General features: G+C 66.2%; 25 protein-coding genes. 17 read left to right on the top strand and 8 right to left on the bottom strand.

Translation table 11 applies throughout. From position 1 onward, the window contains the following. Positions 1-10 precede the first annotated feature (10 nt). From AC07FN_RS11440 to AC07FN_RS11420, 5 genes are all read left to right on the top strand, one after another. On the top strand, positions 11-199 hold the full coding sequence (locus tag AC07FN_RS11440) for a hypothetical protein (RefSeq protein ID WP_478395546.1): 189 nt from the start codon (positions 11-13) through the stop codon (positions 197-199). An 82-nt stretch (positions 200-281) separates the two neighbouring features. After that, positions 282-1,412: a terpene synthase family protein gene (locus AC07FN_RS11435; protein WP_478395545.1), complete on the top strand. Its 1,131-nt coding sequence runs from the start codon at positions 282-284 to the stop codon at positions 1,410-1,412. Continuing rightward, positions 1,409-2,605: a cytochrome P450 gene (locus AC07FN_RS11430; RefSeq protein ID WP_478395544.1), complete on the top strand. Its 1,197-nt coding sequence runs from the start codon at positions 1,409-1,411 to the stop codon at positions 2,603-2,605. The genes AC07FN_RS11435 and AC07FN_RS11430 overlap by 4 nt, the downstream gene beginning before the upstream one ends. A gap of 458 nt (positions 2,606-3,063) precedes the next feature. After that, entirely contained in the window at positions 3,064-3,942 is an 879-nt protein-coding gene (locus AC07FN_RS11425; protein WP_478395543.1) for a cytochrome P450, read from the top strand. Between the two features lie 414 nt (positions 3,943-4,356). Continuing rightward, positions 4,357-4,605: a hypothetical protein gene (locus AC07FN_RS11420; protein ID WP_478395542.1), complete on the top strand. Its 249-nt coding sequence runs from the start codon at positions 4,357-4,359 to the stop codon at positions 4,603-4,605. A gap of 106 nt (positions 4,606-4,711) precedes the next feature. Here the strand turns inward: AC07FN_RS11420 and AC07FN_RS11415 are convergent, their stop codons facing one another. After that, complete coding sequence (locus AC07FN_RS11415) at positions 4,712-5,614, bottom strand: LysR family transcriptional regulator (RefSeq protein ID WP_478395541.1); 903 nt, start codon at positions 5,612-5,614, stop codon at positions 4,712-4,714. 109 nt (positions 5,615-5,723) lie between these two features. On the opposite strand from AC07FN_RS11415, the gene kdgD reads away from it, so the two are divergent. The 8 genes from kdgD to AC07FN_RS11375 all read left to right on the top strand — a co-directional run bounded on the left by kdgD (position 5,724) and on the right by AC07FN_RS11375 (position 14,061). Continuing rightward, positions 5,724-6,650, top strand: a complete 927-nt coding sequence (kdgD, locus tag AC07FN_RS11410; protein WP_478395540.1) for a 5-dehydro-4-deoxyglucarate dehydratase — start codon at positions 5,724-5,726, stop codon at positions 6,648-6,650. A 30-nt stretch (positions 6,651-6,680) separates the two neighbouring features. After that, a complete protein-coding gene (locus AC07FN_RS11405; RefSeq protein WP_478395539.1) occupies positions 6,681-8,324 on the top strand; it encodes an aldehyde dehydrogenase (NADP(+)) in 1,644 nt (547 codons plus the stop codon). Positions 8,325-8,571: 247 nt separating this feature from the next. Further along, positions 8,572-9,423 carry an ABC transporter permease gene (locus AC07FN_RS11400; RefSeq protein WP_478395538.1) on the top strand — a complete coding sequence of 284 codons (852 nt, stop codon included), beginning with the start codon at positions 8,572-8,574 and terminating at the stop codon, positions 9,421-9,423. Between the two features lie 21 nt (positions 9,424-9,444). Then, a complete protein-coding gene (locus AC07FN_RS11395) occupies positions 9,445-10,470 on the top strand; it encodes an ABC transporter substrate-binding protein (RefSeq protein WP_478395537.1) in 1,026 nt (341 codons plus the stop codon). A 19-nt stretch (positions 10,471-10,489) separates the two neighbouring features. Then, the gene (locus AC07FN_RS11390; protein ID WP_478395536.1) at positions 10,490-11,269 is read left to right on the top strand and encodes an ABC transporter ATP-binding protein; all 780 of its coding nucleotides are present in this window, start codon (positions 10,490-10,492) and stop codon (positions 11,267-11,269) included. A gap of 48 nt (positions 11,270-11,317) precedes the next feature. Then, complete coding sequence (locus tag AC07FN_RS11385) at positions 11,318-12,967, top strand: M24 family metallopeptidase (protein WP_478395535.1); 1,650 nt, start codon at positions 11,318-11,320, stop codon at positions 12,965-12,967. Between the two features lie 103 nt (positions 12,968-13,070). Further along, a complete protein-coding gene (locus AC07FN_RS11380) occupies positions 13,071-13,532 on the top strand; it encodes a RidA family protein (protein WP_478395534.1) in 462 nt (153 codons plus the stop codon). Positions 13,533-13,830: 298 nt separating this feature from the next. Next, positions 13,831-14,061, top strand: coding sequence for a hypothetical protein (locus AC07FN_RS11375; RefSeq protein ID WP_358611271.1), 231 nt, complete (start codon positions 13,831-13,833; stop codon positions 14,059-14,061). Positions 14,062-14,394: 333 nt separating this feature from the next. Here the strand turns inward: AC07FN_RS11375 and AC07FN_RS11370 are convergent, their stop codons facing one another. Beyond that, positions 14,395-15,120: an SDR family NAD(P)-dependent oxidoreductase gene (locus AC07FN_RS11370; protein ID WP_358390250.1), complete on the bottom strand. Its 726-nt coding sequence runs from the start codon at positions 15,118-15,120 to the stop codon at positions 14,395-14,397. 95 nt (positions 15,121-15,215) lie between these two features. Between AC07FN_RS11370 and AC07FN_RS11365 the strand changes: the two genes are divergently transcribed. Next, positions 15,216-16,052, top strand: coding sequence for a LysR family transcriptional regulator (locus tag AC07FN_RS11365; protein WP_478395533.1), 837 nt, complete (start codon positions 15,216-15,218; stop codon positions 16,050-16,052). Between the two features lie 223 nt (positions 16,053-16,275). Here the strand turns inward: AC07FN_RS11365 and AC07FN_RS11360 are convergent, their stop codons facing one another. After that, positions 16,276-17,049, bottom strand: a complete 774-nt coding sequence (locus AC07FN_RS11360) for a tRNA-dependent cyclodipeptide synthase (protein ID WP_478395532.1) — start codon at positions 17,047-17,049, stop codon at positions 16,276-16,278. Between the two features lie 51 nt (positions 17,050-17,100). Here AC07FN_RS11360 and AC07FN_RS11355 point away from each other — a divergent pair, with 51 nt between their 5' ends. Then, entirely contained in the window at positions 17,101-17,394 is a 294-nt protein-coding gene (locus tag AC07FN_RS11355) for a DUF4232 domain-containing protein (RefSeq protein ID WP_478395531.1), read from the top strand. Positions 17,395-17,481: 87 nt separating this feature from the next. On the opposite strand, the gene AC07FN_RS11350 is transcribed toward AC07FN_RS11355, so the two are convergent. The 3 genes from AC07FN_RS11350 to AC07FN_RS11340 form a co-directional block, all read right to left on the bottom strand. Continuing rightward, entirely contained in the window at positions 17,482-18,777 is a 1,296-nt protein-coding gene (locus tag AC07FN_RS11350; RefSeq protein ID WP_478395578.1) for a D-arabinono-1,4-lactone oxidase, read from the bottom strand. Positions 18,778-18,809: 32 nt separating this feature from the next. Next, positions 18,810-19,835, bottom strand: coding sequence for an NAD-dependent epimerase/dehydratase family protein (locus AC07FN_RS11345; protein WP_245761843.1), 1,026 nt, complete (start codon positions 19,833-19,835; stop codon positions 18,810-18,812). An 83-nt stretch (positions 19,836-19,918) separates the two neighbouring features. Continuing rightward, the gene (locus tag AC07FN_RS11340) at positions 19,919-21,052 is read right to left on the bottom strand and encodes a glycosyltransferase family 4 protein (protein WP_478395530.1); all 1,134 of its coding nucleotides are present in this window, start codon (positions 21,050-21,052) and stop codon (positions 19,919-19,921) included. A gap of 185 nt (positions 21,053-21,237) precedes the next feature. On the opposite strand from AC07FN_RS11340, the gene AC07FN_RS11335 reads away from it, so the two are divergent. Together AC07FN_RS11335 and AC07FN_RS11330 are read left to right on the top strand one after the other, a co-directional pair. Then, positions 21,238-22,785 carry an MFS transporter gene (locus AC07FN_RS11335; RefSeq protein ID WP_478395529.1) on the top strand — a complete coding sequence of 516 codons (1,548 nt, stop codon included), beginning with the start codon at positions 21,238-21,240 and terminating at the stop codon, positions 22,783-22,785. A gap of 649 nt (positions 22,786-23,434) precedes the next feature. Beyond that, positions 23,435-24,163, top strand: coding sequence for an alpha/beta hydrolase (locus AC07FN_RS11330; RefSeq protein ID WP_478395528.1), 729 nt, complete (start codon positions 23,435-23,437; stop codon positions 24,161-24,163). A 73-nt stretch (positions 24,164-24,236) separates the two neighbouring features. Here AC07FN_RS11330 and AC07FN_RS11325 read toward each other — a convergent pair whose 3' ends face one another. Next, positions 24,237-25,238: a hypothetical protein gene (locus AC07FN_RS11325; protein ID WP_478395527.1), complete on the bottom strand. Its 1,002-nt coding sequence runs from the start codon at positions 25,236-25,238 to the stop codon at positions 24,237-24,239. Positions 25,239-25,265: 27 nt separating this feature from the next. Continuing rightward, positions 25,266-26,534, bottom strand: coding sequence for a TRAP transporter large permease subunit (locus tag AC07FN_RS11320; RefSeq protein WP_478395526.1), 1,269 nt, complete (start codon positions 26,532-26,534; stop codon positions 25,266-25,268). Between the last annotated feature and the right edge of the window lie 4 nt (positions 26,535-26,538).

Raw genomic sequence — 26,538 nt, 5'->3', positions numbered from 1 at the left:
GCCGCCTTCGATGACCAGGAGCACTACGCGCCCGCCTGTTACGTACAGCGGGTTGTGGGTGCCTCCCGGGCGCTTGCTGGTCGAGACGGGCGCGGGCAGCTGCGGTGGCGCTGCGGGACTCGTCCCAGCCGACATGATCAAGGTGAACCCCCGCAGCGGCAAGATCGTCCGGCTGCTCGACGAGCGCGTGGCTCCATAGGACGAGGCCCTGGACGGGCAGTTTCCTGCTCCTCGGCGAAGAAAAACTCGCCACGGTGAAAATGAATAAGACAAGGAAAAAAATGGCCAGGACGACCCTCTTCGACTGCGGCGAGGACCAGTACTACCTTCCCGACCTCAAGACACGGCTTCCCCTGCGGCAGCACTCAGGCGTTGCACGCACCCTGGGCGAGACGAGGGCATGGATCAAAGGTTTCCCTGAAATCCGGAATTGGGCCCCTTTCTGTGCGCCGCGAGGGGATATCGACTTGTGGCTGGCGCAGGGCTTCGCAGATGTGTGGATTTCTCACCAATTCACGTGCGGAAACGTAGATACATTCAGAATCATCTGTGACCTGGGCGGCTGGATGGTGATGACCGACGATGTTCACAGCGCGCCAGGGCCGTTCCGGGACGCCGATGAGGCCACGCGTAATCGGGCATTGGACCGGGCCATTGAAATCCTGAACGGAGACGGGCAGGAGTTCGACAGGAACCAGCCATCGTCCGACACAGCCGATGTGCTTGTCCTGGGACGCTGCCTGTCAGACGTCTGGTACCGCCTGTGCCGTTTGGCACCGCCCTCGATCCGCGCGCGCATCGCCCGTGCACTGCAAGGGACCATGGAAGCTTGGAAGGCCGAGGCGTCTGACAGGGGCAGCGGCAGATGTCTGACTCTGGATGAGACTCTCGAGCGCAGGGATGTCTACGTAGGGATCGACGTCGACTTCCCCGTCCTTGAGTTCATGCTGGGAATAGATCTCCACAGTGAACTCGAAGCCCACGCCGACGCCTTCTCCAAAATATGGCGAATCCTTCGCCGATATACCTCCCTCGTGAATGACTTGTACTCCTTCCGGAAGGAGTACATGGCAGGCAAGGATCTCACCAACTCCATCGCGGCGCAGTGCAACGTGGAGCATGTGCGGATCAGTGACGCGGTCCGCAAGGTAGTGGGTCTGGCGGAATCGGCAGAAGAAGAGTTCATCGCCTGCCGCGAACAGTTCATCGCAACACATCCGGAGCTCACGAGTGGCCTGCTGCGCTACCTGGAGTGCCTGGGAGACATCGCGTCCGGAACCGCTTTCTATACGCGATGCTCCCCGCGGTACCACGGCGTTGACCACGACTGGTCAGAGATCGGTGGTGGCCTGGTCAACATTGACACGGAACGCACGATCATCCATCCGTGGGTGGAAGAGGCCACCCGATGAACACCGAGCATGTACTGCGTTACCCGTTCGAGCCACCCCCCGCGCTCGCAGTCCCACCCCAGTACGCGTCGCTGCGATCCACGCAGCCCGTGGTCGAGGTGCAGATGCCTTACGGAGGAAGGGGATGGCTGGTCACCCGCTATGAGGACGCGAAACTGGTCTTCTGTGATCCCCGGTTCAGTCGTGCGGCCGCCGCAGGCAAAGACGTACCCCGCATGCGACCGCGGCCTGCCAAAGAGACCTCGATCATGGCTATGGACCCGCCCGAGCACACTCGACTGAGGCGACTGATCGCCCCCAGTCTCACCAAGCGACGTACCGAGCAACTCCGCGCGCATACGAAGAAAATCGCTCAAGAACTCGTAGCCGCCATGGTGGCCAACGGCCCGCCCTGCGACATCGTCGCAGACTTCGCTGTTCCCCTCCCCATCAACGTCCTGCTGAAACTACTCGGTGTCACCACCGAAGACACCCACCGCCTGGTAGCCGCTTCCGACGTGGTGATGTCCAGCACCTCCCATACAGCCGAGGACGTAACCCGGGCGCGTCAGGACCTGGCTCAAGTCATCAATCAGCACATCGCCGCCCGCCGCGAAAACCCAACCGACGATCTCCTGGGCACGCTCGTCAGCGCGCACGAGGCCGGCGAGCGACTCACCGACGCCGAGCTACTCGACATCACAACGGCCCTCCTGGTCGTGGGCTGGGAGACGACGACGTGCCAGATCGCCAACTTCGTCTACCTCCTCATTACCTACCCCGAGCACATGCACTGGCTTTTGGCACACCCAGAAGCCACCCCGAAAGCGGTCGAAGAACTACTGCGATACACCCCCCTCAATAACGGAGCCGATTTCGCCCGCATCGCCACGGAAGACGTCTCGCTGGGCGGCGTGCTCATCCGCAAGGGCGACGCCGTGCTGGTCTCCATTCCGTCGGCCAACCGCGACGAAGCGGTTTTCGCCGGCCCGGAGACCCTCAAGCTCACGAGGCCAGACAACCACCATCTCGCGTTTGGCCACGGGCCACACCATTGCGTCGGTGCCAGCCTGGCACGCATGGAAATCCAGGTCGCTCTCAAAACGCTCATCGAGGGCATACCGGGCCTCCAAAAGGCAGTCCCGGATCAAGAAGTGACCTGGCGCTCCGGATCGATCCTACGCGCTCCCACCTCACTACCCGTCACCTGGTAACACCACGACCACTCTCAAGGAGCCCATATAGCACGCTGTGGCGTCATCTCCCCTATCCCATGCTGCCATGACGGAGTGAACAACCGATGCTGCAACACCCATCCGACAGGCCTCCACAATCCGAGCACAGAAACCTTTTTCCTGCAGGGTTCCCCCAGGGCCTCACACAACTCCGTGACCTCCACCAGTTGCTGTCCGAAATACGCAGCACAGGCGCTGTGAACCGGATCTCCGACAGCACCTGGTTTGTAGCCCGGTATCGAGAAACCGTACAGGCCCTCACAGACACTCGGCTCAGCAGCGACCCCTCCAAGGGCAGGTGCCCAGCCGACTCCGACCTACAGCAGCACATTTCGCGCGTCGCGTTCCCCCAGAGTCTGTTCACAACGGATCCGCCCAAGCACACTCGCCTGCGCAAGAGCGTCGCCCGCTACTTGACCCACCGCCAAGCCGAACTCATGCGCCCGTTCATCGACCACACAACGCGCTCACTGATCAGCACCGTCACGAAGCGCGGGGTGGTCGATGCCGTAGCGGAGATCGCGGAACCGATCTCCGCCTTGACTATCGGCAAACTTCTCGGCGTGCCCGAGGCCGATCTAGACAAGATCGCGCGTTGGTCCCATGACCTCATGACCGAGCAACTGGACGATAACGCGCGCTGCGTCAGCGCCAATGGCCATAAAGCGCTGCGCGAATACACCGCCTGGCTCCTGCAGAACCCCGAACAAGCAACGACCGACGGACTAATCGGCAAACTCCTGGCCGCCGATACCAACCGACTACACGCGACCGAGATCCTGACCATGGTGATGCTGCTTCTTGTTGCAGGCCTTGATACCAGCATCAGCCTGATCTCCAGCACCCTCCTGCATCTTCTGTGTCACGCAGACCGCCGCCGACTCCTCTACCAATCTCCGGGCACGATACCCAAAGCGATAGAGGAAATACTGCGCTACGAGGGCCCGGCCCTGGCCCCCGTCCACCGTGTGGCAACCGAAGAACTCACCTTGGGAGACAACACCATCAAAGAGGGCGATCGCGTCTTTCTGTGCCTGGCCAGCGCCAACCGGGACGAGCGACGCTTCACACAACCCGACACTGTCCTTATAGACAGACACCCCAACCTCCACCTCGGGTTCGGCCATGGAATCCACCGGTGTCCCGGCGCCCCGCTCGCCAGATTGTTGACACAGACCGCCGTGACTGCGCTGCTACACGCACCGATCAACATCGAACTTGCAGTCCATCCCCGCGAGTTGCAATGGCGTCAGGGGAAAGTGCGCTGCCTCAGGAGCCTCCCGGTGCGCTTCAAGAGCGCGACCCACAGCGGGTAGCGGACTCCGTCCGTAACTGCCTGCTGTCGTACCGATCTTGGGACAATTTGCAGAAACTGATGCCACACCCCTCGGCCTGGCGAACCTGACGATCCTCGTCCTCGGCGCGCTCGGATAACCGAAGCCACCGCAGCTCAAGCCACCCCCATCCTATTCAACGAGACCGTCCAGACCAGCAAAGCTACCGCTACGCAACGGCGAAACTTCAGGAAATACGGAAGGTGAACTTCCGGCGAACGCTGGAGAAAAATCGTGCATTCGGACTTCAGAGGTCCTGATCCGCTCTCAACGGGGACGGCGAGTTTCGGTGCGGAGGCCGTGAGCCGCAACCTGGACATTCTCACCGAGCGTGAACAAGCGGTACTCCGGGCCGCGACCGTGCTGGTGGCCGGCTGAGGCAGCGTGGGTGGTGCCGTGGTCGAACCGCTGGCGCGAATGGGCGTCACTGAGACGTTGATGCGACTGTGGCTGGCCCTGGTTGAGCAGGGATACGCGGCTCAACCGTTGCTGGGAGAATTCGGCGGACTCGGGATCCCTTCGACCAAAGACACCTCCGGCGACAGTGCCGTGCTGGCGGTCCTGCGTGTCGGCAAGGGAACCAGACCACCGACCACGAGAGTGGCGCGCTGTCCGCTGGCGACGTCGGTGAAGTGGGTCGAATAGCAAACTCACGCTGAACTCAGGCCCCGGGCGCCGCCTGCGGCGGCGCGGGCCGTGCGGCCTGGCAGCCGTTCGCGCGCCGGGGTCCCCACATAGTCGATCGGCTAGATCAGGAGAAGCCTCGGCTGGCCACGTCGATCACCAGGTCCCGGACGGCGCGCAAAGCGGGGTTGTCGTCGTTCGCCCGCCAGGCTGCGACGAGTTCGACCGGCTCGCCGTCGATCCCGACCACCGGGCGCAGCGCGACGCCGTCCAGCCCGAGCGCCTCGGCTGCTTGCGGTACGAGCGCCAAGCCGAGCCCGGCCCGCACCAGGGCCAGGATCGTGTGCACCTGGGTTAGGTGGTGAACGTACCGGGGCACGATTCCTGCGCTGCGGAACACGCCAACCAGCACCTCGTGGAAGTAGCGGGCCTCAGTCGGCGAGTACATGACGAACGGTTGGCCGTCGAGGTCGCGCACGTGCAGCACCCGGCCCGGCGCGGCCAGCGGATGTCCGGCCGGGATCGCGGCCAGCAGGGCCTCGCGGTGCAACGGGAGGTGCTCCAGCTCCCGGCCGGAGACCGGCGGACGGACCAGGCCCAGGTCGAGCTCCCCGGACCGCAGCTCCTCCAGCTGTATTCCGGACACTCGCTCGCGCAGCACCAGGTCGACGCCCGGCAGTCGGGTGCGAATGGCGCCGACGACGGCGTCGAGCACCGAGTGCGCCGACGACGCCGTGAAACCCAGCGCCACCGTCCCGATCTCACCCGCGGGTACCCGACGCACCGACAGCGCCGCCTGCTCGGACAGCCCGAGGATGCGCCGGGCGTCGCTCAGGAATGCCCGTCCGGCAGCGGTGAGCCGGACGGCCCGGCCGGTCCGGTCGAACAGCTCGACGTCCAGCTCGCGCTCCAGCAGCTGGATCCGCCGGGACAGCGGGGGCTGGGTCATCGACAGTCGTTCCGCCGCGCGGCCGTAGTGCAGGGTCTCGGCGACAGCGACGAAGCTCTCCAGCTGGCTCAGCGTAAACACGGATTCATTATAGGTATCAGTCAATGCTGAAACAGTGTTGGACGCGCATCGTTTTGGTTCTTACGGTGGATCCCAATCGCCCTAGCGGATGCCCCCAGGAGGAATGTTGATGCCCGCCTTCACCCCGACCGAGCTCGCCGAGCGCCTCGGCTCCGGGCTGCTTTCGTTCCCGGTCACCCACTTCACCCGGGATCTGGCGTTCGACGAGCCCGCCTACCGGGAGAACATCATCCGCCTCGGCAAGTACGAGGTCGCCGGCCTGTTCGCCGCTGGCGGGACTGGGGAGTTCTTCTCCCTGACCCCGAAGGAGGTCGGCAACGTCGTCCGGGCGGCCGTCGGCAGCGCGCCGGAGGGCACCCCGATCCTCGCTCCGGCCGGGCACGGCACCGCGCAGGCGGTCGAGATGGCCCGCGACGCCGAGGCGGCCGGCGCCGACGGCCTACTGTTGTTCCCGCCCTACCTCACTGAGTCCTCCCCCGACGGCCTCGCCGCTCATGTGCGCGCGGTCTGCGAATCCACGTCGCTGGGCGTGGTGCTCTATAGCCGGGCGAACGCTGTGTACACATCGGAGACGGTGGCCGCGCTTGCTGACGCCTGCCCGAACCTGGTCGGGTTCAAGGACGGTGTCGGTGACCTGGAGGAGATCACGCGGATCCACTCGCGTCTCGGCGACCGCTTGGTGTACATCGGTGGGCTGCCGACGGCGGAGACGTTCGCGCTGCCGTACCTGGAGTTGGGTGTCACGACCTACAGCTCGGCGATCTTCAACTTCCTGCCCGAGTTCGCCCTGACCTTCTACCGCGCGGTGCGGGCAGGAAACAGGGAGACCGTGCGCCGACTGCTTGACAACGTCGTGCTGCCCTACACCGCGATTCGCGACCGAAAGGCGGGTTACGCGGTCAGCATCGTCAAGGCCGGCATGAATCTCATCGGACACCCGGCCGGCCCGGTACGTCCGCCCCTGACCGACCTTGATGACGCCGAAAATGCGCTGTTGGTCGACGTCGTCGAGATGTCACGCACCGCCGCCAGCTGAGCACCGGCTGACATTTCGCTACCGACCGCGATGCAGCTGAAGGAGACACCCGTGCCCGCTCCCCCACAGACCTGCCCGACCGGCGCCATGATGATCGGAGCCGAACCCGTCATCGGCACGGGCGAGGAAGTCCGGTCCGCCGATCCCCGTACTGGCGCGGCTCTCGGCCCCGCCTACCCGGCGGCGTCGGTCGAGCAGGTCGAGCGAGCCTGCGCGCTAGCAGCGCAGGCGTTTCCGGTGTTTCGGGCGACCACCGCCCAGCGACGTGCCGAGTTCCTCGAGTGCATCGCCGATCTGCTCGACGAGCGCCGGGAGGCACTGGTCGAGCGCGCTCACCTCGAGACCGCGCTGCCCCGTCCGCGGCTCACCGGCGAGGTCGGTCGCACCAGCGGTCAGCTGCGCCTGTTCGCCGCGGAGCTGCGGGCCGGGACCTGGCAGGCCGCCCGGATCGATCCGGCACGGCCCGGCCGCGCCCCGCTGCCACGCCCCGATATCCGGCAGCGCCGGATCGCGCTCGGCCCGGTCGCGGTGTTCGGCGCGAGCAATTTTCCGTTGGCCTTCTCCACCGCTGGAGGCGACACGGCGTCGGCGCTGGCCGCGGGGTGCCCGGTCGTTGTCAAGGCGCATCCGGCACATCTGGGTACCGCGGAGCTGGCGGCACGGGCGATCGCCGACGCAGCGGCCGAGACGGGGATGCCTGAGGGCGTGTTCTCCCAGCTCGTCGGCGGCGGGACCGAAATCGGTGCCCGGCTCGTCAGCGATCCGCGGATTCGTGCCGTGGGCTTCACCGGGTCCCGCGGCGGCGGGCTTGCGATCGCGGCCGCAGCTGCGGCGCGGCCAGTGCCGATCCCGGTCTACGCCGAGATGAGCAGCATCAATCCGGTGCTGCTGCTACCCGCAGCGCTCGGATCCCGCGGCGCCGAGCTGGGCGACGCGTTCGCCCGATCCCTGACGCTCGGCGCCGGGCAGTTCTGCACCAACCCTGGCTTGGTGCTTGCCGTCGACGGACCGGGCCTCGACGCGTTCACCAGGGCCGCGGCCGACGCCGTAGCCACCAACGCCGGAGCCACCATGCTCACCACCGGTATCGCCGGCCACTACGCCACCGCCGGTGACACCCTTACCGCCCGGGACGGCGTCGATGAGCTCGCACGCGGCAGCCGACCCGGCGATGCGGCCGGGGGCTGCGCCAGGCTGCTGACCGTAGCCGGCGCCCGTTTCGTCGCCGATCCGAAGCTGCAGGCCGAGGTCTTCGGTGCGACGTCGCTGCTCGTCCGATGCGCAGACACCACCGAGTTGACCGCAGCCGTATGCGCGCTGGAAGGTCAGCTCACCGCCACCGTGCACGCAGATGAGGCCGATTACCCGCTCGCCGCGAAGCTGCTACCGCTCTTAGAGGAGCGGGCCGGTCGCATCCTGTTCGATGGCTGGCCCACCGGAGTCGAGGTGGGACACGCAATGGTGCACGGTGGCCCGTTCCCGGCCACGACAGACCCGCGCAGCACCTCGGTCGGGACACTCGCGATCGAGCGCTTCCTGCGACCCGTCGCCTATCAGGACGTTCCGGCGGGTCTGTTGCCGGCCGAGGTTCGCGACGACAATCCGGTTGGCGTATGGCGTCGACTCGACGGTGAACCCGGTCGAGACGCGCTCGCCGCCGACAGCGCCGATTAACCAGTGTCGGCCATGTGACGGGTTACCCCCGGCCAGATCCGGCCCTCGCCGACCATTCCCGCGACCGCCCGGTCGCAACCCTTCCAATGTTGTGAGGACCTAATGACACCGCGATCGTTCACGTCGTCACTGCCACCTCTCCCCGCCACGGGCCCCCACTGGCGTACACACCCGCAGTCGGCAGTCGTCGATGCTCAACCCGCGGCGCTGTCCGCGCACGGCACGCCTTTCGATGGGAGCTCCCGCCATGGCCACTCCTGAAGTCAGTTCGGACGGCCTGCGCCAGTCCTCGCCCGAGGCAGCGCTCGGTGGGCAGGCAGCACCCCGGCCGAGAAGACCCAGCCGTGACTCGATCGCGGCCGGTGTGAAGGCAGCCGCGGGAATCTTCGGGCTCTTCGCCGTCTGGCAGCTGCTGGTGATCATCTTCAATCCGCCGGAATACCTGCTCGTCGGGCCGATCTCGGCCTTCGCCGAGCTGATCGAGCGGCCCGGGTACTTCGCGAGCAACACCTTCGTCACGCTGCAGGAGGCGCTTGCCGGTTTTGCGCTCGGCACCGCGCTCGGGGTTCTGTGCGGCGCGGCGCTGCACTACTCGACGACCGTGCGCAGTTTCCTCTACCCCGCGCTCATCGCGATCGACACCATCCCCAAGGTCGCGCTCGCACCGCTGTTCATCGTGTGGTTCGGGTTCGGCTTCGAGTCCAAGGCGTTCGTCGCGATGGCCATCGCGTTCTTCCCGCTGGTGATCAACACCTATGACGGCCTGAGCTCGGTACCCCACGAACTGCAGGAGCTCGCACGGATCAACAAGGCGTCGCAGTGGAAGAAGATGACGAAGATCGAGTTCATCTACGCGATCCCATCGATCTTCTCCGGAGCGAAGATCTCCATCTCGCTCGCGGTGGGTGGGGCGGTCGTCGGTGAGTTCATCGCCGGCTCGAAGGGGTTGGGATATGTCATCCTCCTCGCCAACAGCCAGGTCGACCTGCCGTCGATGTTCGCGGCCTTCATCGTGCTCGCCGCCATCGCCCTGGCGTTGTTCTTCATCGTCGACTTCGCGGGACGAAAGCTGGTCCCGTGGAAGAACCACGCGAAGTGACCGCGGGGATCGGAGACTCGAATGCGGAACTCCACTCGTAAGATCGCCGCGATCGTCGGGGCGGTGCTACTCGTGGCCCTGTCGGGCTGCACGAGCGGCAGCGGAAAGAACTCGATGACCCTCATGCTCGACGTGGCGTACCTGCCAAAGCACGCCCCGTTCATCTCGGCCGTCGAGCGGGGCTTCTTCAAAGCGGAAGGCATCGACCTTACGGTCATGCCGGGGTCGGGTTCGACCAACACCGTCACCTCCGTCGACACCGGCAAGGTCGACGCCGGCTGGGCGGACTTCGGCGCCACGGTCACCAGCCAGGGCAGGGGCGCCAAAGTCAAACAGGTCAACCTCCTGCAGGCCAGGTCCGCCTATGCGGTCGTCGCCCTCGCGGGCACCGGAATCAACGGATGGGCCGATCTCCCGGGCAAGACAGTCGCCACCGAGGGCGCGGGTGCGATGACCGCGATGTGGCCGTTCGCGATGAGCAAGCTGGGACTCAAGGAAGGCGATGTCAACGTCGTCCACGCCTCGAGCGGATCGAAGATCCCCGGACTGCTGGCCGGTCAGTGGGACGCCAACCTCGCCCTGTACGTCTCTGACGAGCCCGCCATCGACGCGCTCGACCGGCAGGCCGTGGTGCTGAAGTGGTCCGACCTCGGCATCGACCTCTACGGCAACGGGATCGTCGTCTCCGACGAGAAGCTCAGAACCGATCCCGAGCAGGTGCGGCGGTTCAACCGGGCGATGCAGAAGGGCTTCCTGTGGGCGTGCCAGCACCCGGCCGAGGCCGCGCAGGACTTCCAGAAAGAGGTCTCGGGCTACGAAACCAAGACCATCACCCTCGCCATCGGCGAGCAATGCGCCCTCAACTGGGGCACCGGCGAGTCGGCGAACCAATTCGGCGTCATGGACGACACCGGCGCCCAGAAAATGATCGACGTCGCCCGCCAGTTCCTCGGCCTGAACCCGGCGAGCAACCTCACCCCAGTCGACGTGTACAGCAACGCCTACCTCGAGCCGCTGCACCACAACGAGACCATCCAGGCGCCGTGACGGCCGGACGGAGAGTCACATGAACAACGAGTACGCCATCTCGGTCAACAACGTGGGGAAGACCTACCGATCCCGGGACGGCCAGCACAACACGGTGCTCAAAGGGCTGGACTTCCACGTGAAGCCGGGACAGTTCGTCTCGATCGTCGGCCAGTCGGGAAGCGGGAAGACCACGCTGCTCAAGACGATCTCCGGCCTGCAGGAGCCCACCGAGGGCGAAATCCTGGTCAAGGGGCGGCCGATCCGCGACGGGATCGAGGACATCGCGATGGTGTTCCAAAGCCCCGTGCTCCTGCCGTGGCGCAACAACATCGACAACGTGCTCCTGCCGCTGGAGTTCCGCGGCACCCGCACCGACGAGTCACGCCGCTACGCCCAGGAACTGCTCGAAATGGTCGGGCTGGGCGGCAAAACCGAGCACTACTCCTACGAGCTCAGCGGCGGGATGCAGCAGCGGGTGGCCATCTGCCGTGCGCTGGTCTCCCACCCCGAGCTGCTGCTCATGGACGAGCCCTTCGGCGCACTCGACGCCATGACCCGCGACTCGATGAACTTCGAGATCCAGCGCATCTGGCAGACCACGGGGTGCAGCGTCCTGTTCGTGACACACAGCATCTCCGAGGCGGTCTGGCTCGGGGACCGAGTGGTCGTCGTCGGCGGCCGCCCCGGCCGGATCGTCGCCGACATCGCGATCGACCTCCCTCGGCCCCGGGGCAAGGAGCACCGGTACTCCGCAGCCTTCTCCGACTACACAACGGAAATCGAATCCCACATCGGTGTCATGACCGGAATCAGCTGACCGCCGCCAGCCCGGCCTCCGACCCGAAATCGACATCAGGGAAACCCAATGCTGAGCCTCACCGCAGACGCCTCGCAGGTCGAACGGACCTACGGACTCAATGCACGCAAGAGCCTGCTGTTCTCCGCGATCCGCCTCGACTCCCACCCGCTCGTCGCACCACTGATCGCACGGACCGGCAACGGCCAGTACCTGCTCGTGCGCCAACAAGAGCAGGGCAACGCCCTCTCGGCCGGGGTCCCGAAGGACCAGATCAAGTTCTACGCACCCTGGGTCACGATCGACCCCCGAATCGTCGCCGACACCCCCGCCTCGGCGTCGCTGACCAGCCTGGTGCGGGAACTCGCCGACGGCGCTGCGGTGAGCCTCGCGGCCGACGTCGTCTACAGCCACTACCGCACGCTCTCCGGCTCCGTCGAACTCGTCGTCTCCGACCAGGACCCCACCCCGGTCACCGCATACGAACTCGACCTCGAGGAGGTCCTGACGAGGTTCGCGGCCTGGCGCGAGACGGGCGTCCACACCGCGCGGCGGCTGATCGAGGGCGTCGCACACCTTTCGGGCCTGGCGGAGGAGTTCACCGCCGGCGAGGACAGCCGGTTCTCGGCGCTGAAGACGCTCGTCGCCGACCGCTCCCTCGACGCGCTGCTCCTCGCTGCACCGCCCAACTTCACCGAGGCGACCGGGTTCGCGCAGCCGGACGGAACAGTCGCCCTGTGGCTTGCCGGTTCGGACAGGCTGGTCGTGCTGGCACCCGACGGAGCCTCCGGGGTCTCCGCGTCTCCCGCCGGCCGGTTCCCGTCCATCGGCGCCGCCGTCCAAGCGCTGGCCCGCGGCATGCGGACCGGCGTCGAGGACGAGTGGATCAGCGTCGGTCTTGCCCGCGAGCTCGAGCGCGAGGGAGCGGAACTGATTCCGGTCTCGACAGACCTCGGCCACTGGCGGGACGTCCGCGACCACGAGGACCTCGCGTTCCAGGTCGTCGCCGCCCGGGCGAGCGTGTTCGCCATTGAGGAGGCCCTGGCCTGGGCGGAGAAGGGCCTCGACGCCGGCCGCTCGTTCTCCGAACTCGACATCAACGCCGTGTACCTCGACAAGATCGCCGAATTCCGCACGGTGAACGAGATCCCCTTCGGCATCGAGCCCTACTTCACCAACCTGCACTCGTCCAACCGGATGCTCTTCCCCGGCCCGCCCGTTGACTACCCGATCAACGACGAGACGACCTGCATCCAGCTCGACGCCGGGGTGCGCATCGTCGTCGACGGGGTCACCGTCGCCACCTCCGACATGGCCCGCTCCCTGCCCCGCACCGCGGCGGCGAAGGAGGCGTACAGCTTCTTCTTCGACGTGGTGCGCGAGGGCATCATCGGGCAGCTCAAGCCCGGCGTGGTGTGCGAGGACGTGCACGAGGGAGCCTTGCGCTACCTGGCGCCCCACCTGGACCGGATGGTCGCGATCGGAATGCTCGGAACGGACGTCGACTTCAACGGCGAATACCGCAAGCGCAACGTCGGCCACCTCATGGGCAAGCAGGAGTCGTTCGCCAACGAACTCCGGCCTGGCTACAAGCACGTCCTCGAAGTCGGCTCGTATGGTGCCGCCGAAATCCCGTGGCGCTACGAGAACGCGGCCATCGGCACCGAGGACCTCTGGTACATCGGACGCGACCGGACCTACATCGTGAGCAAACGATGACGCCCGAACAGCCAGATCGTGCGTGCGGAGCGGGTGCAACGCGGGGCCGAGACGCGCGATCCAACCCGCATCGCTTGCCCGGCATATCGAATTGGGATGCAACATGACTGACGTGCAAGAGCGTCTCAAAGCGCTGTCCATCGAGCTCCCTGCGCTCAGTGCGCCCCGCTACGCGTATGAGGCGACCGTACGATGCGGCGATCTCCTCTATGTGTCCGGCCAAATCTCACGGACCGCCTCGGGCGAGATCCTGCAAGGCTGTCTGGGAGACGATGCGACCGTGGCTGACGGAGTGACCGCCGCGAGAACCTCCGCGCTCAATCTACTGGCGCGCATACATGACGCAGTCGGCCTCGGCAACGTACGGCAGGTACTGAAGCTCAATGCCTGGGCCACGAGTTCACGAGACTTCGTGGACCAGCCGACCGTGATCGATGGGGCTTCGCAGCTGTTGCTCGACGTTCTGGGCGACGCGGGTCGCCACGCACGAACCGCCCTGCCAGCCCACGTGCTCCCCCAAGGTGCGCTCGTGGAACTCGACGCCACGATCGCCCTTCGCGGCTAGACCGTAAGAGGTGAGCGTCTCGACGTCTTAGTTGACGAGTGATCGCACAGGAATCGTGCTGGTCAGCACCCAATACGTTGCTCACCGCGAAAAGTCCGGGTCACCACGTGCGAGCTCAACTGGCACGCCCACATCCAAAAATACTCAACTTGCGCCTTTGGGCAACATTCACGGGTCGCGCACGCCCCACCGCCTCGGATGACCTGGTCACGACTTGATGCCGCTGCTTAGGCTCACAGGCACTGCGTCGAATCTCCCCTTTTCGACGCCACCTCCGTCTCGATGCGAATGGAGCTTGATGATGATGATTCGAAAGCTGGCCGCGGCCGCCCTGCTCACCCTGGGGGTCGCCGCCGCCACCCAGGGCGTGGCGTCCGCAGCCACGTGGGTCCCGGCCGGGGTCTACCCGTCGAGCAGTGCCTGCGCCAGCGCGGGCAACGCGGGCTTCCCGCAGGGCCGCTGGGTCGGCTGGCGCTGCGAGAACCTGCACGACGGCCAGTACCAGCTGTGGGTGCAGCCGAAGTACTGATCCGGTGCGTGGTGCGGGGGCGCGTCCGTTGTGGACGCGCCCCCGTTTCGCTGCGGTTTCCAGGGTTCTGAAGGAATCCCGCGGGGACCGCAACGCATGGTGCTGCCATGAGATCAGCGCGTTTTCTCCGCACGGCCGCGATGCTGCCCGTCGTGGTCATGCCGCCACTGGCCGCCGTGAGCCTCGCGGTGGCGAGGAGCCATCTGCAGGCCCACCCAGCCTCACGTTCCCAACGAGGAACCGCCGCACCACGGGATGCCGCACATTCGTTCGCGTCCCGCTGCGCGACACCCATACGAGGTCTTCGACAGCCCAGAGACTTCGTGGGACGTCTCACCAGGACACAATCCCGGCGTCGTCGAACAGCCCTCCGGTCGGGCCGTCGTCCGGCAGCGTGGCGAGCCGAATGGCGATCTTGGCGCCTTCTGCGGGCGTGCTGGTTCCGTGGAAGCCGTTGAGATCGGTCGCGACGTAGCCGGGGCAGGCGTTGTTGATTTTGATGTTGGTGCCGCTCAGCTCCTTGGCGTACTGGATGGTGACCGCGTTGAGGAACGTCTTCGACGGTGAGTAGGCCCCGCTGACCCCGCCGAGGTCGATGCCCGGCGTGGTCTGCAAGGTCAGGGAAGCGACGTGGCTGGACTGGTTCACGATCCGCGGACGCTCGGAGCGGCGCAGGAGCGGCAGCATCGCGTTGATGACCCGGACGACGCCGATCACGTTGGTCTCCACCACCGCCCGCATGCTCTCCGGCGTGACGGTCGAGGGCTCCTCCGGCCATGCCCCAGCGATACCGGCGTTGTTGACCAGCACGTCGAGCCGCCCAGCGCGCTCCTCGATCAGTGCGGCGGCGGCCGAAACGCTCGCGTCGTCGGTCACGTCGAGAAGCACACCGAACGCGTCGACGCCGGCCGCGCGGAGCTTCGCCACGGCATCCTCCCGGCGCTGCTCGTCCCGTGCCCCGATTCCGACGCTCCAGCCCAGCGCGCCGAGCCCGGCCGCGATCTCGTATCCGATTCCCTTGTTCGCGCCGGTGACCAGCGCAATCGTCTGTTCGCTCATGCCTTTGATCGTGGCCGGGCACTGGCGGGGAACCAACACCGTCTGAGTCACGCAACGATACCCAGCTGATATGGATCGGGCGGTAGCCTGAACGGGTGGAGACGCGGGAGTTGCGGTACTTCGTTGCGGTCGCCGAGGAGTTGCACTTCGGCCGGGCCGCCCAGCGCCTGGGCATCGCCCAGCCGCCGCTGTCGCGGACGATCACTCAGCTTGAGCGACGGCTCGGAGTCGCGTTGCTGGAACGCACCAGCCGCAAAGTCTCGCTCACCGAAGCCGGATCAGTGCTGCTGGCCGAAGGCCGGGCGATCCTCGGCGCGCTGGCCGCAGCCGAGCGGCGCACCCAGCGTGCCGCGACGAGTAAGCCCTCGCTCGTCCTGGCCACCAAGGCCGGCGCCTCCGGCGAACTGCTGGCAAAGTTGCTCGACGCGTACGCCGCCGAACCGGGTGCCGTCGCCGTCGACCTGCTGCTCTGCGAATCCCAGCCCCAGCAAACGCTGCATGACGGCCAGGCCGACGTGGCGCTGCTGCATCAACCCTTCGACTCGACGGCCGAACTCGACACCGAAATTCTGAACACCGAGGGACAGGTCGCCATTCTTCCCACCTCGCATCCGCTCGCTGGCAGATCCCACGTCCGGATGGCGGATGTCAGTTCACTGCCGGACCTCCCGCTTGCCCGCTGGCCCGGCCCCGACGGCGCCTACCCCGAGGGCCCCGGCGCGGAAGTACGCAACCAGACGCAGCTCTTCCAGCTGATCGCGCTCGGCCGCACCACCGTGGTCATGCCCGAATCCTGCCGCGCCAACCTGCTCGAAGACCTGGCCGCCGTGCCGGTTCTAGACGCGCCGACCGTGACGACAGTCATCGCCTGGCCGCCACACAGCCGCTCCCGAGCACTCGCCGATCTAGTCCGCGTAGCCACACGCCTCTGAGCCTTCGCTCCCGCAGCCCCGTCCCTCCGTTCGCGGAGTTCCTGTTGTGGCACCGCAATCGCCCGGTGGCATACCGATAATCGTTGCTATCCATACGGATTTTTGTGCTGCGCATGGTTGGCGCACGGTGTTCAGCGGGGCTCTGCTGCTCGCCGGATGCGGCCAGCCGACGTCGCCCCCCGCCCGCCACCCGTGACCGGGCAATCGGCCCTATCGGCGCCGTTCACAGCGCACCTCCGGCACGTGGTCGCGGCAGGGACCCGGCCGCGGCACCGGCGTTAACCATTTCCGAAGAAGCGGACTCGACCACGACCCAGCCTTGCCGAGGCACTGCTTTCACCGCGAACGCGCCGCGGTACAGGTCACGTTCAAACGGTTCGATGCGGTGGTAGCAGAACACAGTCTCGGGCATGCCAAGTATGGCGGGAGCGTTTACGAAAAGCGGGATCTCGGCTAGCAAGTACCGTGCCGCCATGTTCAGCTCTTCCTCCGTGAGACTGCCGTCGGTTCTCCGCCTGCTCCTCGCGACTGACTCAGACTCGGCCAGACAGGCTTTCCTGAAGTCTTCATCCGACCCGAAGACCTCCGCAACCTCGTCCCTCGTGCGCAGGTACTCCTCGTTCTCGTTGAGCCAGGCGAAGTCGATGATCATCTGCTCGGGGGACGCGACGCCGAGCATGGCAAGCGACCCGCTTATCTTCCCGCGCAGCCTTCGTGCCTCGCGTCGCGTCTTCCGTTCTGCTTCCACCGCCGGATAGCCGCGGGCCTGCATCGTGAAAGCGGTGGTCGTGTCAGGGAGGAACACATGCAGCGACTCGAACTCGGTTACCGCCCACCGCAGGAGCTCGTCCAGTCGTGCTTGTTTGAAGTAGCCGTTGAAAAGAGCTGTGCCAACAAGGGCGTGTCGACGCCGCTGGAAAATCCGGGCGCTCTCCTCGGTCGCAGGTTCATGCCGCATCACAGGCTGGCGATCTGCGTTCACACTTCCAGTCGTCATGGGTGTAATCACGTTGTGTGCACCTTTTGTTTGAAAACTGTTTCCAGCGAAGTGCCCGTTCCGAAGGTCAAGATGCCGGGCGGCCCGACGGAGGTCACGCTCAACCCGGGCGAGACCGCGTTCGCCGGCGTGCTCGTCGAGCGCGGCGACAAGGCGGACCCGAACACCGTGGTCGCCACCGGTTTCAGCGTCAGCGCGCCGGGCGTCGACGGCCCGGTGAACGCCAACATCATCGGCACCGACGGCACCAGCACCGAGAACGGCTGTCTCTACGCCGAGTTCCCGCTCAAGTCGATGAAGGCCGGCACCCTGCAACCCACCACCCAAGGCGTCACCGTCTTCTGATCCGGTGAACGTCAGTGAGGAGCACCCGTGACCGGATACTTGGTCCCGGGTGCCCCCGACCGCATCGCCCGCGGGGTCAGCCCGGGGTTATGCACTCGTGCCAGTGAGGACCTGCTCCAAGTAGGGGTTGATCAGGATTCCTTCTGGATCAAGAGATCGGCGGATCCGCTGTACATCATGCCAGCGTGGATAGCGGGGTGCGAGGCTGCGCGCGGTCTGGGAGTGCAGCTTCGCCCAGTGCGGGCGACCATCAAAGTCGCCGAGAACCCTTTCGGCGCAATGAAATATCTTGTCGTGCGGGCTGTGCGCATCGGTCGCCAAGTTGACGTAACCGGTTGGGCGCCCGTAAGCCGGACTGAGCGGGATGTCATTTCCGGGCGCTACCCGAATCTCCAGGGGCAGCGAAACCACCTCGCCGGCCGACGGTAGTGCTCGACGCAATTCTTGCAACGCCTGCCCCAACGCCTCGAGTGGCACGGCGTACTCCATCGCCACCACCCGGACGCGTTGTGGGAACGTGAAAACCCGATGGCTCACGTCGACGAACGACCGAAGCGGCCGGCGCGTCAGGACTTTGGAAGCAAATGGCACGAGCGCGGCATTGCGCCGGTGGGTCTGGAGCACGCCATGCAGCCCGACATGGCCCGCCAGATAGTGATCTCGCCAGGCCTGCCACCGCGACGGGGGCCTGCGCGGCGCCGTCGTGCGCGACATGGCCCGGATGTGCACCGAGTCGCTCCACATCGGCCAGAAGAAGATTGGGTGATCAACGTTCGCGATGAGTTCGGGCAGTTGCCCGATCAGCCGGGCGAAGGGCTCCGTTCTCTCCTCAAGGCCGAGCGAAAATGCCGGTACGCAACGAAATGTGATCGTGGAGATAACCCCCAGTGCGCCCAAGCCCAGACGAGCGGCCGAGAACACGTCTGGTTCGGACGTCGCCGAGCACTCCACGAGTTCCCCGTGTCCTGTGATGAGCCGCATACTCGCGATCTGACTCGACAGGCAGCCATACCGGGTGCCCGAACCGTGCGTCCCCGTCGAGACCAGGCCGGCCGCGGTTTGAACGTTGATGGTCCCCATGTTCTCGAGCGCGAGTCCGTACCGGTCCAACTCGGCGTTGATGCGCCAGAGCGGTGTGCCGGCTTGGACCGTGACCGTCATGCCGACGGGGTCCACCGCGACGACATCGGCGTACTCGTGCAGATCAACGAGGGTGCTATCCGTGCTGACCAGAGGCGCGAAGGAGTGCCCGGATCCGGCGAGGCGCAGCGGCTGACCGGTGGCACATGCGTCTCGCACGTACTGGGCCAACTCGTCCTCACTACGCGGACTGACGCGACGGGCCGGGGTGCATCGGGCGGACCCAGCCCAGTTTGTCCACATCGATCGGGTGTCGGGGCGCTCTGCGATGCCAGTCATGGCAGGAACCTGTGCGAGGCGTAGCCGACCTGCTTGTAAATCCAACTGTAAGTCTCGGCCATTCCCTCCCGCAGCGAGACGGACGGTGCCCAGCCGAGCTGTTCGCGGATCAGCGTGTTGTCGCTGTTTCGTCCCCGCACACCTTGGGCAGCGGAAAGGTTGTAGCGCCGTTTCAGCGAGCTGCCAGCGATTTCCTGGACCAGATCGACGAGTTCGTTGATGGTGACAAGCTCGTCGCTACCCAGGTTGAGCGGCTGGTCGCAGTCGCTGCGCATGATGCGGCGAATGCCCTCGACGCAGTCGTCTATGTAGGTGAAACTCCTGGACTGCTCCCCGTCGCCCCAGATCTCGATCTTGTCGTCGTTGTTGATGACCGCAGCGGCAACTTTCCGGCAGATCGCGGCCGGGGCTTTCTCGCGCCCGCCGTCCCACGTTCCGTGCGGGCCGTAGATGTTGTGGAAGCGGGCTACCCGGGTGCGCAGGCCGAAGTCCTCAGCGAAGTGCCGGCACATGCGCTCGTCGAAGAGCTTCTCCCACCCGTAACCGTCTTCGGGCATCGCCGGATAAGCCATCTCTTCCCGCAATGGTTCGAGATCCGGGGCGGCCTGGTGGGCGGCGGCGTAGACGCAGGCGGAGGAGGAGAAGAAGAACCGGTCCACGCCGGCATCGCGGCTGGCCATGAGCAGGTGCGTGTTGATCAGCACGGACAACATGCAGCGCGCCTTGTTGCCTTCGATGAAGCCGATGCCGCCCATGTCGGCGGCTAGGTTGTAAACCTCGTCCATCCCGTCGACCGCCGCACGTGCCGCGTCGAGAAGCGATAGGTCGGCCACGACGTTTTCCGCGTCGGGATGCACCTGGAACCACTCGTCAACCGGTTTGCAGTCGACCACTCGTACGCGGTAGCCCTCGCTCAGCAGTCGAGCGGCCAAGTGCCCGCCGATGAAACCTCCCCCGCCAGCTACGAGGGCTGAACTCCTGTGGTCACTCATGGCAACCAACTCCCTGGTCAGGATGAACATGTGTAATCGATCTGGACAAGTGGGACTACTTCGACAGGTCGACCGGCCACCCGCATGCCTGTCTGGCGAGTTTCGCTGGGCCGTCAGGGCACGAGAACCTCCTCGAAGCGGGTGGCTATGGGTTCGATCGCAAAAGCGCGGCGGGCGTACTGCTGTCCCGCCTCACCCATGCGCTGACGACGTGCGGAGTCAGCGAGCAGGGCGAACGCTGCCGCCACGTACTCATCCGGGTCATCTGGGTTGACTACGAGCCCAGCTCCAGTTTCCTCCAGCAGCTGCGCGGCACGATTCGTCGAAGGGATGGCGGCGAGCACCGGGCGCCCGGCGCAAAGGTAGGCCAGCACCTTCGAGGGAACCGACATCTGACCCGCTTCTGTGCTGAGCCCAGCGAGCAGCACGTCAGCTGCTGCGAACATGGACGGGACCCGGTCGTAGGGCTGGAAGTCGTACAACCGCAGCCGACGTATTCCCAGTTGGCGCGCCCTTTCCAAGGCAAGGCGGCCAGTTCCCTCGCTGACGACGTACACGACGCCGCTGTTCCGGGCGTCGCAGGCCTTCGCCAGCCGCACCAGCAGGTCTGCGCCGTGGCGATCGTCCAGCGTGCCGGAGTAGAGGAAGATGTGCTCTCCGGAGCTGCGGTCGGACCTCGCCGGTGCCCAGTCGTCGCTGTCGCATTCCATTTCTGCAAGCGGCGCCCAGTTCTCGATCACCGTGATGTTCTCCGACGGCACCCCGCACTGGCGAACGAAAGCCGCGAACGGCTCGGCGATGGCAACAACCGCATCGCTGCTCAGCAAAGTGGCTTTCTCGCACCGTGCGGTGCGTTCCCACTCGTCGTGGTGGCCGGTCTCGCCGCTGGGTGCACGCGCGGAGTAGACATCCTGCAACCAGTACACGAACCGGATCCCCCGCTCAGCGCAGGTTTGCTGGATGTCCCGCTGAACCGGGACCGGGCTATTCCCCGAAATCACCACGTGGGGCGCGAACTCTCTGATGAGTCCGCCGACGTCCTGCCCGTACGTGCCGGGACCCGAACCGCGGTGTCCTTGCCGAGGCATGCCGATGATCGACAGGCGGTCGGAGTCCGTTTCGCCGACCCGCAACTTCCCTTGTCCGACTGCGATCGTCGAGCAGTACACGTGGCGGACACAATGCCCTCGCCGGGCCAGTTCGCGGCTGAGTTCGGCTTGGAAGGGATGTCCCAGGTAATCGTGCACAACTATGCGTGCGGCGCGTTGACTGGCGATGATGACCTCCGGATGCCGTGCGGCCCAGGAGCGCTGCGGTCGGCGTCCTCACTTCCTACTCGGGAGCAGCGCATTGAGCCCAGTGGGTCAGGCAAAAAGTGCACGATTCTCTGCCCTTTTCCACCGGATCTCTGTCGTGCCCGACTCGCGCCGTGTTGTCTGTCTCCCCGACAGGGCCGGACAGTGTGATGTCACGGTCAGCACCGAGGCTCGTGAGCGGATCGAGGCGCGGTGCGCGTTCGCCATCCCATGAAAATGCACGCCTGAGGACTCGGACAGCCATGATCGACGCCCGCCACCGGAATACCGCATTCCTGGTTGCCGGCTGCTTCTTCATGGAGAACCTGGACGGCACGATCGTCACCACGGCCGCCCCGAGCATCGGCGAGTCGCTCGGTGTCCCACCGACCGCAGTCGGCCTGGTGATGACGGCCTATCTGCTCACCCTCTCCGTGCTGATCCCGCTGAGCGCCTGGCTGACCAGCAGATTGGGTGTCCGGCTGGTATTCCTGGCCGCCATAGCGATCTTCACGCTGGCCTCGCTCGGTTGCGCGGCGAGCGGCAGCCTTCCGGTGCTGGTGGCCATGCGGGTGGTGCAGGGCGTCGGCGGCGCGATGATGGTGCCGGTCGGGCGAATGGTGGTGCTGTCCAGGACGGATAAACCGGACCTGTTGCGGGTGATGGCCTACATCGTGTGGCCCGGTCTGCTGGCACCGGTCGTCGCACCGCTGGCCGGCGCACTGATCACCACGTATGCGTCCTGGCAGTGGCTGTTCCTGATCAACGTGCCACTAGGTGTGTTCGCCTTTGCCGTGGCCTGGAAGCTGATCGGGGAAGCCGACAGCGGCACCGCCCGGAGGCCGCTGGACTGGCTCGGCCTGCTGCTCACCTGCGGCGCGCTCGGCGGGATCACCTATGCCGCGCACCTGATTTCGGACACGGACGCAGGCTGGCCGGTAACCGCCACTCTGACCGCGCTGTGCCTCGCCGTGCTCGCCGTTGCCGGCTGGCACCTGCTGCGCACCCCGAGCCCGTTGGTCACCCTGCACACGCTGCGCGTGCCGACCTTCCGGCTCTCCCAGTCCAGTGGGTTCCTGTTCTGGATCGTGGTCGGAGCCGCACCGTTCTTGTTTTCGCTGATGTGCCAGGAGGTGTTCGGCTACAGCGCGACCAGCTCGGGCGCATTGGTGCTGTTCATCTTCGTCGGTAATCTGGCGATCAAACCGGCGACCACTCCGCTGCTCAACCGCTTCGGCTTCCGGCCGGTGCTGCTCGCCGCCACGATCACCCTCGCTCTGTGCATGACCGGTCTCGGTTTCACCACCTCGTCCACCCCGTGGCCGATGCTCGCCGGGCTGGCCCTGCTGTCCGGGGTCGCCCGCTCGGTAGGGCTGACCGCTTACGCCACGATCGGGCTCAGCGATGTCCCGCCCGAGCAGATGCGCGATGCCAACACGCTGGCCGCCACCACGCAGCAGCTGTCTACCGGGCTGGCTATCGCGGTGGCCACGGTGACCCTGCGGCTCGGCGAGCCCTTGGGTGAGCTGGTATTCGGTGTCCGCGCCGGAGCCGCCTACACCGTGGCCTTCACCCTGCTCGGGCTGACCGCGCTGATCGCCACCGCCGGGGCGTTACGCCTCCACCCCCATGCCGGCAACGCCGTGCGCACAATCCGCCCGCCGCGCCCTGCAGGTGTCGGCTGAAGCAGGGATTCCCCAATTTTAGGCAAAATCGGGAACCCCTACCGCCGGACGAGGCGGCGGCACTGGGGTGCCCCGGCCTTCCATCGGATTCGCCCTTCCCACCGTTGATATTCGGCCGCTCTCGTCTCCGGACGCCGAGAGGTAGCGTTTTTTCAGCCTGGTCGGCCCGCAGCCGCGGGTCGTGAAGCTGCAACGTCGACGGGCTGTCGCATGCGCCGCAGGCGCATAGCCCACCTACGACACCCGCGCTGGCGCGGGTTCACTGCGCCCGTGCCCCTGGGGCACTCCTGGGCGAGGACGGCCCCTCCGCCGTGTATTGGACATACATCAGGAGGGGCACCCACAGACCAGGAAGCCTCTGTAACTCCCGCAGGGGGCCGCCACCCGCACCGCCACGCAGAACGAGGATGGAAAAACTCAATACTAGTCCTGTTGGACAAAAAATCGACCAGGGGCTTGATCCACGCGGCAGGTGTCATTCAGTCTCGGTGCCTGATCCGCGTTTTCGGCAGGGAGGTACTGCAGTGGCAGCGAGGCTCAGCGTACGACAGGCGGGCATCGCCCGGATCGCGACCACAGAAGACTTCTCCATCCTTGCCTGCACGAGGGTGGTCGCTGCGGCCAGTCCAATCCGGGCCCGGGTTCACCTGTGATCACCACGTCCGACGGTGTCCGCCTTGAGGCTGTGTGGCATCAGGGCGGTGCGGATGCTGTGGTACTGGCACACGGAATCACCGCCGACCTCGGCGAGCAAGGACTGTTCCCGATTCTGGCGGATCGGCTTGCGACTGCGGGGTTCTCGGTGCTGCGGTTCTCTTTCCGTGGGCACGGCCGCAGCGAGGGCAGGCCACGCGACATGACGATCGCGGGAGAGCGGTTGGATTTGCGGGCGGCCGTGGAGGCGGCGGGGCACCCGGTGTCGGTGGTGGCGTCGAGCTTCGGCGCGGTGAGCACCACGCTCTCCTTGAGCGAGTTGCCCATCGACTCGGTTGTGCTGTGGCAGCCGGTGCTCGATCTACGTCGGACTTTCCTGCAACCGGAGCTGCCGCGCGGGCGGCAGCTCTACGGCGACTCGACCTCCTTGCGGCAGCAGGGTTTCCTCGACATCGAGGGACGGTTCGAACTGGGCGCGCGGCTCTTCGAGGAGTTCGCGGAGCTCGACCCGCGAGCTGCCTTTCTCGCGAGCGACATACCGGCGCTCGTCGTGCATGGCGATGCGGATGAGCACGTCTCCTACGAGGTGGCCCATGAAGTGGCAGCCCGGCGGCTGCGCACGGACTGGCACCGCGTTCAAGGCGGCGGACATGGCTTCCGGGACATGGGGAGCGAAGTCATCGACGTGACAGTGTCGTGGCTTCTCGGCCAGGCTGCCCAGTAAGAACCGGAACCTGATCGGCAACTCCGCTTGACGAAATGTCGTCAAGCGGAGTTGCCCGCCATGCGGGCTGCAGTCAACCGCGGGCCATGGCGATAACGCCGGACAACCGCTCCCCGGCCTCGTAGATCATGTACGGCACTCCCCTGTCCGTCCCGAAGGACGGCGCGGCCGCGCGGCCGTTTTCCGGCGCGGCGGAACGCGAGTCGTAGAAGACACCGAGGTGGTTGCGCCGGGAGAAGTCGTTGCCGACCTCCGTGATGAGGATGTTGCCGCCGCTCTCCTTGTCGCTGTTGTAGACGACGTACGTGCTGCCGTTCTTGTGCAGCAAGTGCGGGCCGCCGACGTTGACCGCGCCGACCTTGGCGTGGTCGATCAGCGGCTCGTGGTCGAAGGTCCAGTTCCGGCCCTCGGGCGACCAGCCCCAGCAGATGTCGCGGTGGTTGGCGGTGGTGTTGCGCATGAAGACCATCACGTAGCGGGCACCCCGGGAGGGCAGGTGGTGGCGGAAGACCCTGGCATAGGAGGTCTCGGTGGTGCCCGCGGGCATCATCGAGGTGGTCAGCACGGCTTTGTCATAGGTGAAGTGGATGCCGTCTTTCGAGCGTGCGAGGCGAGTCGTGTTGTTGTCGCCGTGGAAGTACAGCCACATCTCCCGGGCCTCGCGGTGCCACAGCACGTGCGGGGACGAGACGTGCTTGACGCTGTAGTGCGGCTGCCACTCGTTGGCGACGATCGGGTTGTGCGGGTACTCGGTGAACGGGCCCTCCAGCGAATCGGCGTAGGCCAGGCAGATGCCACCAGGGGCGTCGTGTGGGGCGTAGTAGAGGTAGTAGCGGCCGATCCGGTTGCTCAGCAGGTCGTAGACGCCGCGGACGCAAGGGAAGATGATTTCGCCGGTGGGGTTGTACTTGAGCTGCTCCGGCCTGAGAAGGGTACGCCCGTAGCGGTAGTCGGGGAAGCCGCCGGGGGCAGCGGATGCGGGCAGGGCGGCGGATGCGGGCAGGGCGCCGCCAACTGCGAGCAGGGCGCCGCCCGCCGTCGCGGTGCGCAGGAAACTACGACGGTCCAGTTCCATGAAGGAGACTCCATTTCGGACGGTGAGTTAGAGGTAGGTGGCGGCGGTGACGCACAAGCCGCCGAGCGCGACGCACCACACGTAGGGCAGGGTGCGCAGCATCACCCGCTGCGGGCTGACGCCGGCGTACTGCGCCGCCCACACCGTCTGGGTGCTCGTCGGGTCGGAAACGCCGAAGACCTGGTTGTACGAGGCGGTCAGGCCCAGCACGGCGACCGCCGGGTAGATGCCCGCCGCGATCAGCACACCCGCGATCCCGGCGCCGAGGCCGAAGACGTTGAGCGGCCCCCGGTACAGGCACAGCGGCACCAGCAGCGTGAAGACCAGCACGAAGACGACCGGGTGCCCCGGGGCGACGGCCCCGACCAGCGGGTTGAGCGCCTCGATCGCGCCAGGCAGCTTGACCGCCGCAAGCAGGATGCCGATGGCGACGAACAGCACGATGGGTGGAGCAGCGACCTCGAAGGCGGCGTAGAGCGTACGCAGCATCCGCTGGTTCATCTCGGCCGGGCGTGTCGTCGTCACCAGCGCGTAGAGCACACCGGCGAGCATCGACGGGATGATCGCGAGGTCGAAGCCGAGCGCCAGGACCAGCGGGATGGCAGGGGCGAGCAGCGCGTACCAGGGCGCGTCGCCCATGCGGCGGGCGCGCCCGCGCCCACGGCGCTCCGGCCGATCCACGCCCGAGGTCAGCGACCAGGAGTGCTCCACCCCCTTCCGCCGGGTCTCCACGAGCACGAACAGAACTGCGAACAGCAGGGCGAAGGGGAACAGCTTGACCATGAAGCCGCGCACGGTGTCGATCGGCAGTTCCAGGGCGGTGGCGAAGAACTGCCAGACTGGCAGCTCGAACGGCACGCCGACCGCGATCCCCATGAGGATGGTCCCGGCCGCGGTCGTCTTGGGCACCCCTACGGCGATCATCGCGGGGATGCCGACGATGCCCGCCATCATCGCGGCGGGAGCCGAGCCGGTGACCGTACCGACGAGCGCGGAGACGGCCAGCACTCCGAGCGCGACGATGGTCGGGTGGTCGCCGCCGAACTCGACGATCTTGCGGACGAGGGTCGCGGCAATGCCGGTTTCCTCCATGAGCTTGCCCAGCCACGAGCCGATCAGCACGGCGAGCATGGTGGAGGCCAGCGCCACCGAGCCCTTCTGGAACACGGTGTCGATGATGCTGCCGTCGCCGGTGAACGGGGCGCCCGCGGCGATCGCGATGCCCACCCCGAGCAGGACGAGAGCAAAAGCGGTGGGCAGCTTGCGGGCGAGCATCAGCCCTACGCCGGCAAGCATGAGC

It is taken from the genome of Saccharopolyspora sp. NPDC045941 (assembly GCF_056431445.1).
Note: the sequence above shows the minus strand (reverse complement) of the source record. Positions and strands in the feature narration are given on the sequence as shown.

Excerpts from the sequence above, each read along its gene's own strand:
- AC07FN_RS11440 (WP_478395546.1), top strand. The coding sequence starts at position 11 with ATGACCAGGAGCACTACGCGCCCGCCTGTTACGTACAGCGGGTTGTGG.
- AC07FN_RS11435 (WP_478395545.1), top strand. The coding sequence starts at position 282 with ATGGCCAGGACGACCCTCTTCGACTGCGGCGAGGACCAGTACTACCTT.
- AC07FN_RS11430 (WP_478395544.1), top strand. The coding sequence starts at position 1,409 with ATGAACACCGAGCATGTACTGCGTTACCCGTTCGAGCCACCCCCCGCG.
- AC07FN_RS11425 (WP_478395543.1), top strand. The coding sequence starts at position 3,064 with ATGCGCCCGTTCATCGACCACACAACGCGCTCACTGATCAGCACCGTC.
- kdgD (WP_478395540.1), top strand. The coding sequence starts at position 5,724 with ATGCCCGCCTTCACCCCGACCGAGCTCGCCGAGCGCCTCGGCTCCGGG.
- AC07FN_RS11405 (WP_478395539.1), top strand. The coding sequence starts at position 6,681 with ATGCAGCTGAAGGAGACACCCGTGCCCGCTCCCCCACAGACCTGCCCG.
- AC07FN_RS11400 (WP_478395538.1), top strand. The coding sequence starts at position 8,572 with ATGGCCACTCCTGAAGTCAGTTCGGACGGCCTGCGCCAGTCCTCGCCC.
- AC07FN_RS11395 (WP_478395537.1), top strand. The coding sequence starts at position 9,445 with ATGCGGAACTCCACTCGTAAGATCGCCGCGATCGTCGGGGCGGTGCTA.
- AC07FN_RS11390 (WP_478395536.1), top strand. The coding sequence starts at position 10,490 with ATGAACAACGAGTACGCCATCTCGGTCAACAACGTGGGGAAGACCTAC.
- AC07FN_RS11385 (WP_478395535.1), top strand. The coding sequence starts at position 11,318 with ATGCTGAGCCTCACCGCAGACGCCTCGCAGGTCGAACGGACCTACGGA.
- AC07FN_RS11380 (WP_478395534.1), top strand. The coding sequence starts at position 13,071 with ATGACTGACGTGCAAGAGCGTCTCAAAGCGCTGTCCATCGAGCTCCCT.
- AC07FN_RS11375 (WP_358611271.1), top strand. The coding sequence starts at position 13,831 with ATGATGATGATTCGAAAGCTGGCCGCGGCCGCCCTGCTCACCCTGGGG.
- AC07FN_RS11370 (WP_358390250.1), bottom strand. The coding sequence starts at position 15,120 with ATGAGCGAACAGACGATTGCGCTGGTCACCGGCGCGAACAAGGGAATC.
- AC07FN_RS11360 (WP_478395532.1), bottom strand. The coding sequence starts at position 17,049 with ATGACGACTGGAAGTGTGAACGCAGATCGCCAGCCTGTGATGCGGCAT.
- AC07FN_RS11350 (WP_478395578.1), bottom strand. The coding sequence starts at position 18,777 with ATGTGGACAAACTGGGCTGGGTCCGCCCGATGCACCCCGGCCCGTCGC.
- AC07FN_RS11345 (WP_245761843.1), bottom strand. The coding sequence starts at position 19,835 with ATGTTCATCCTGACCAGGGAGTTGGTTGCCATGAGTGACCACAGGAGT.
- AC07FN_RS11325 (WP_478395527.1), bottom strand. The coding sequence starts at position 25,238 with ATGGAACTGGACCGTCGTAGTTTCCTGCGCACCGCGACGGCGGGCGGC.
- AC07FN_RS11320 (WP_478395526.1), bottom strand. The coding sequence starts at position 26,534 with ATGCTTGCCGGCGTAGGGCTGATGCTCGCCCGCAAGCTGCCCACCGCT.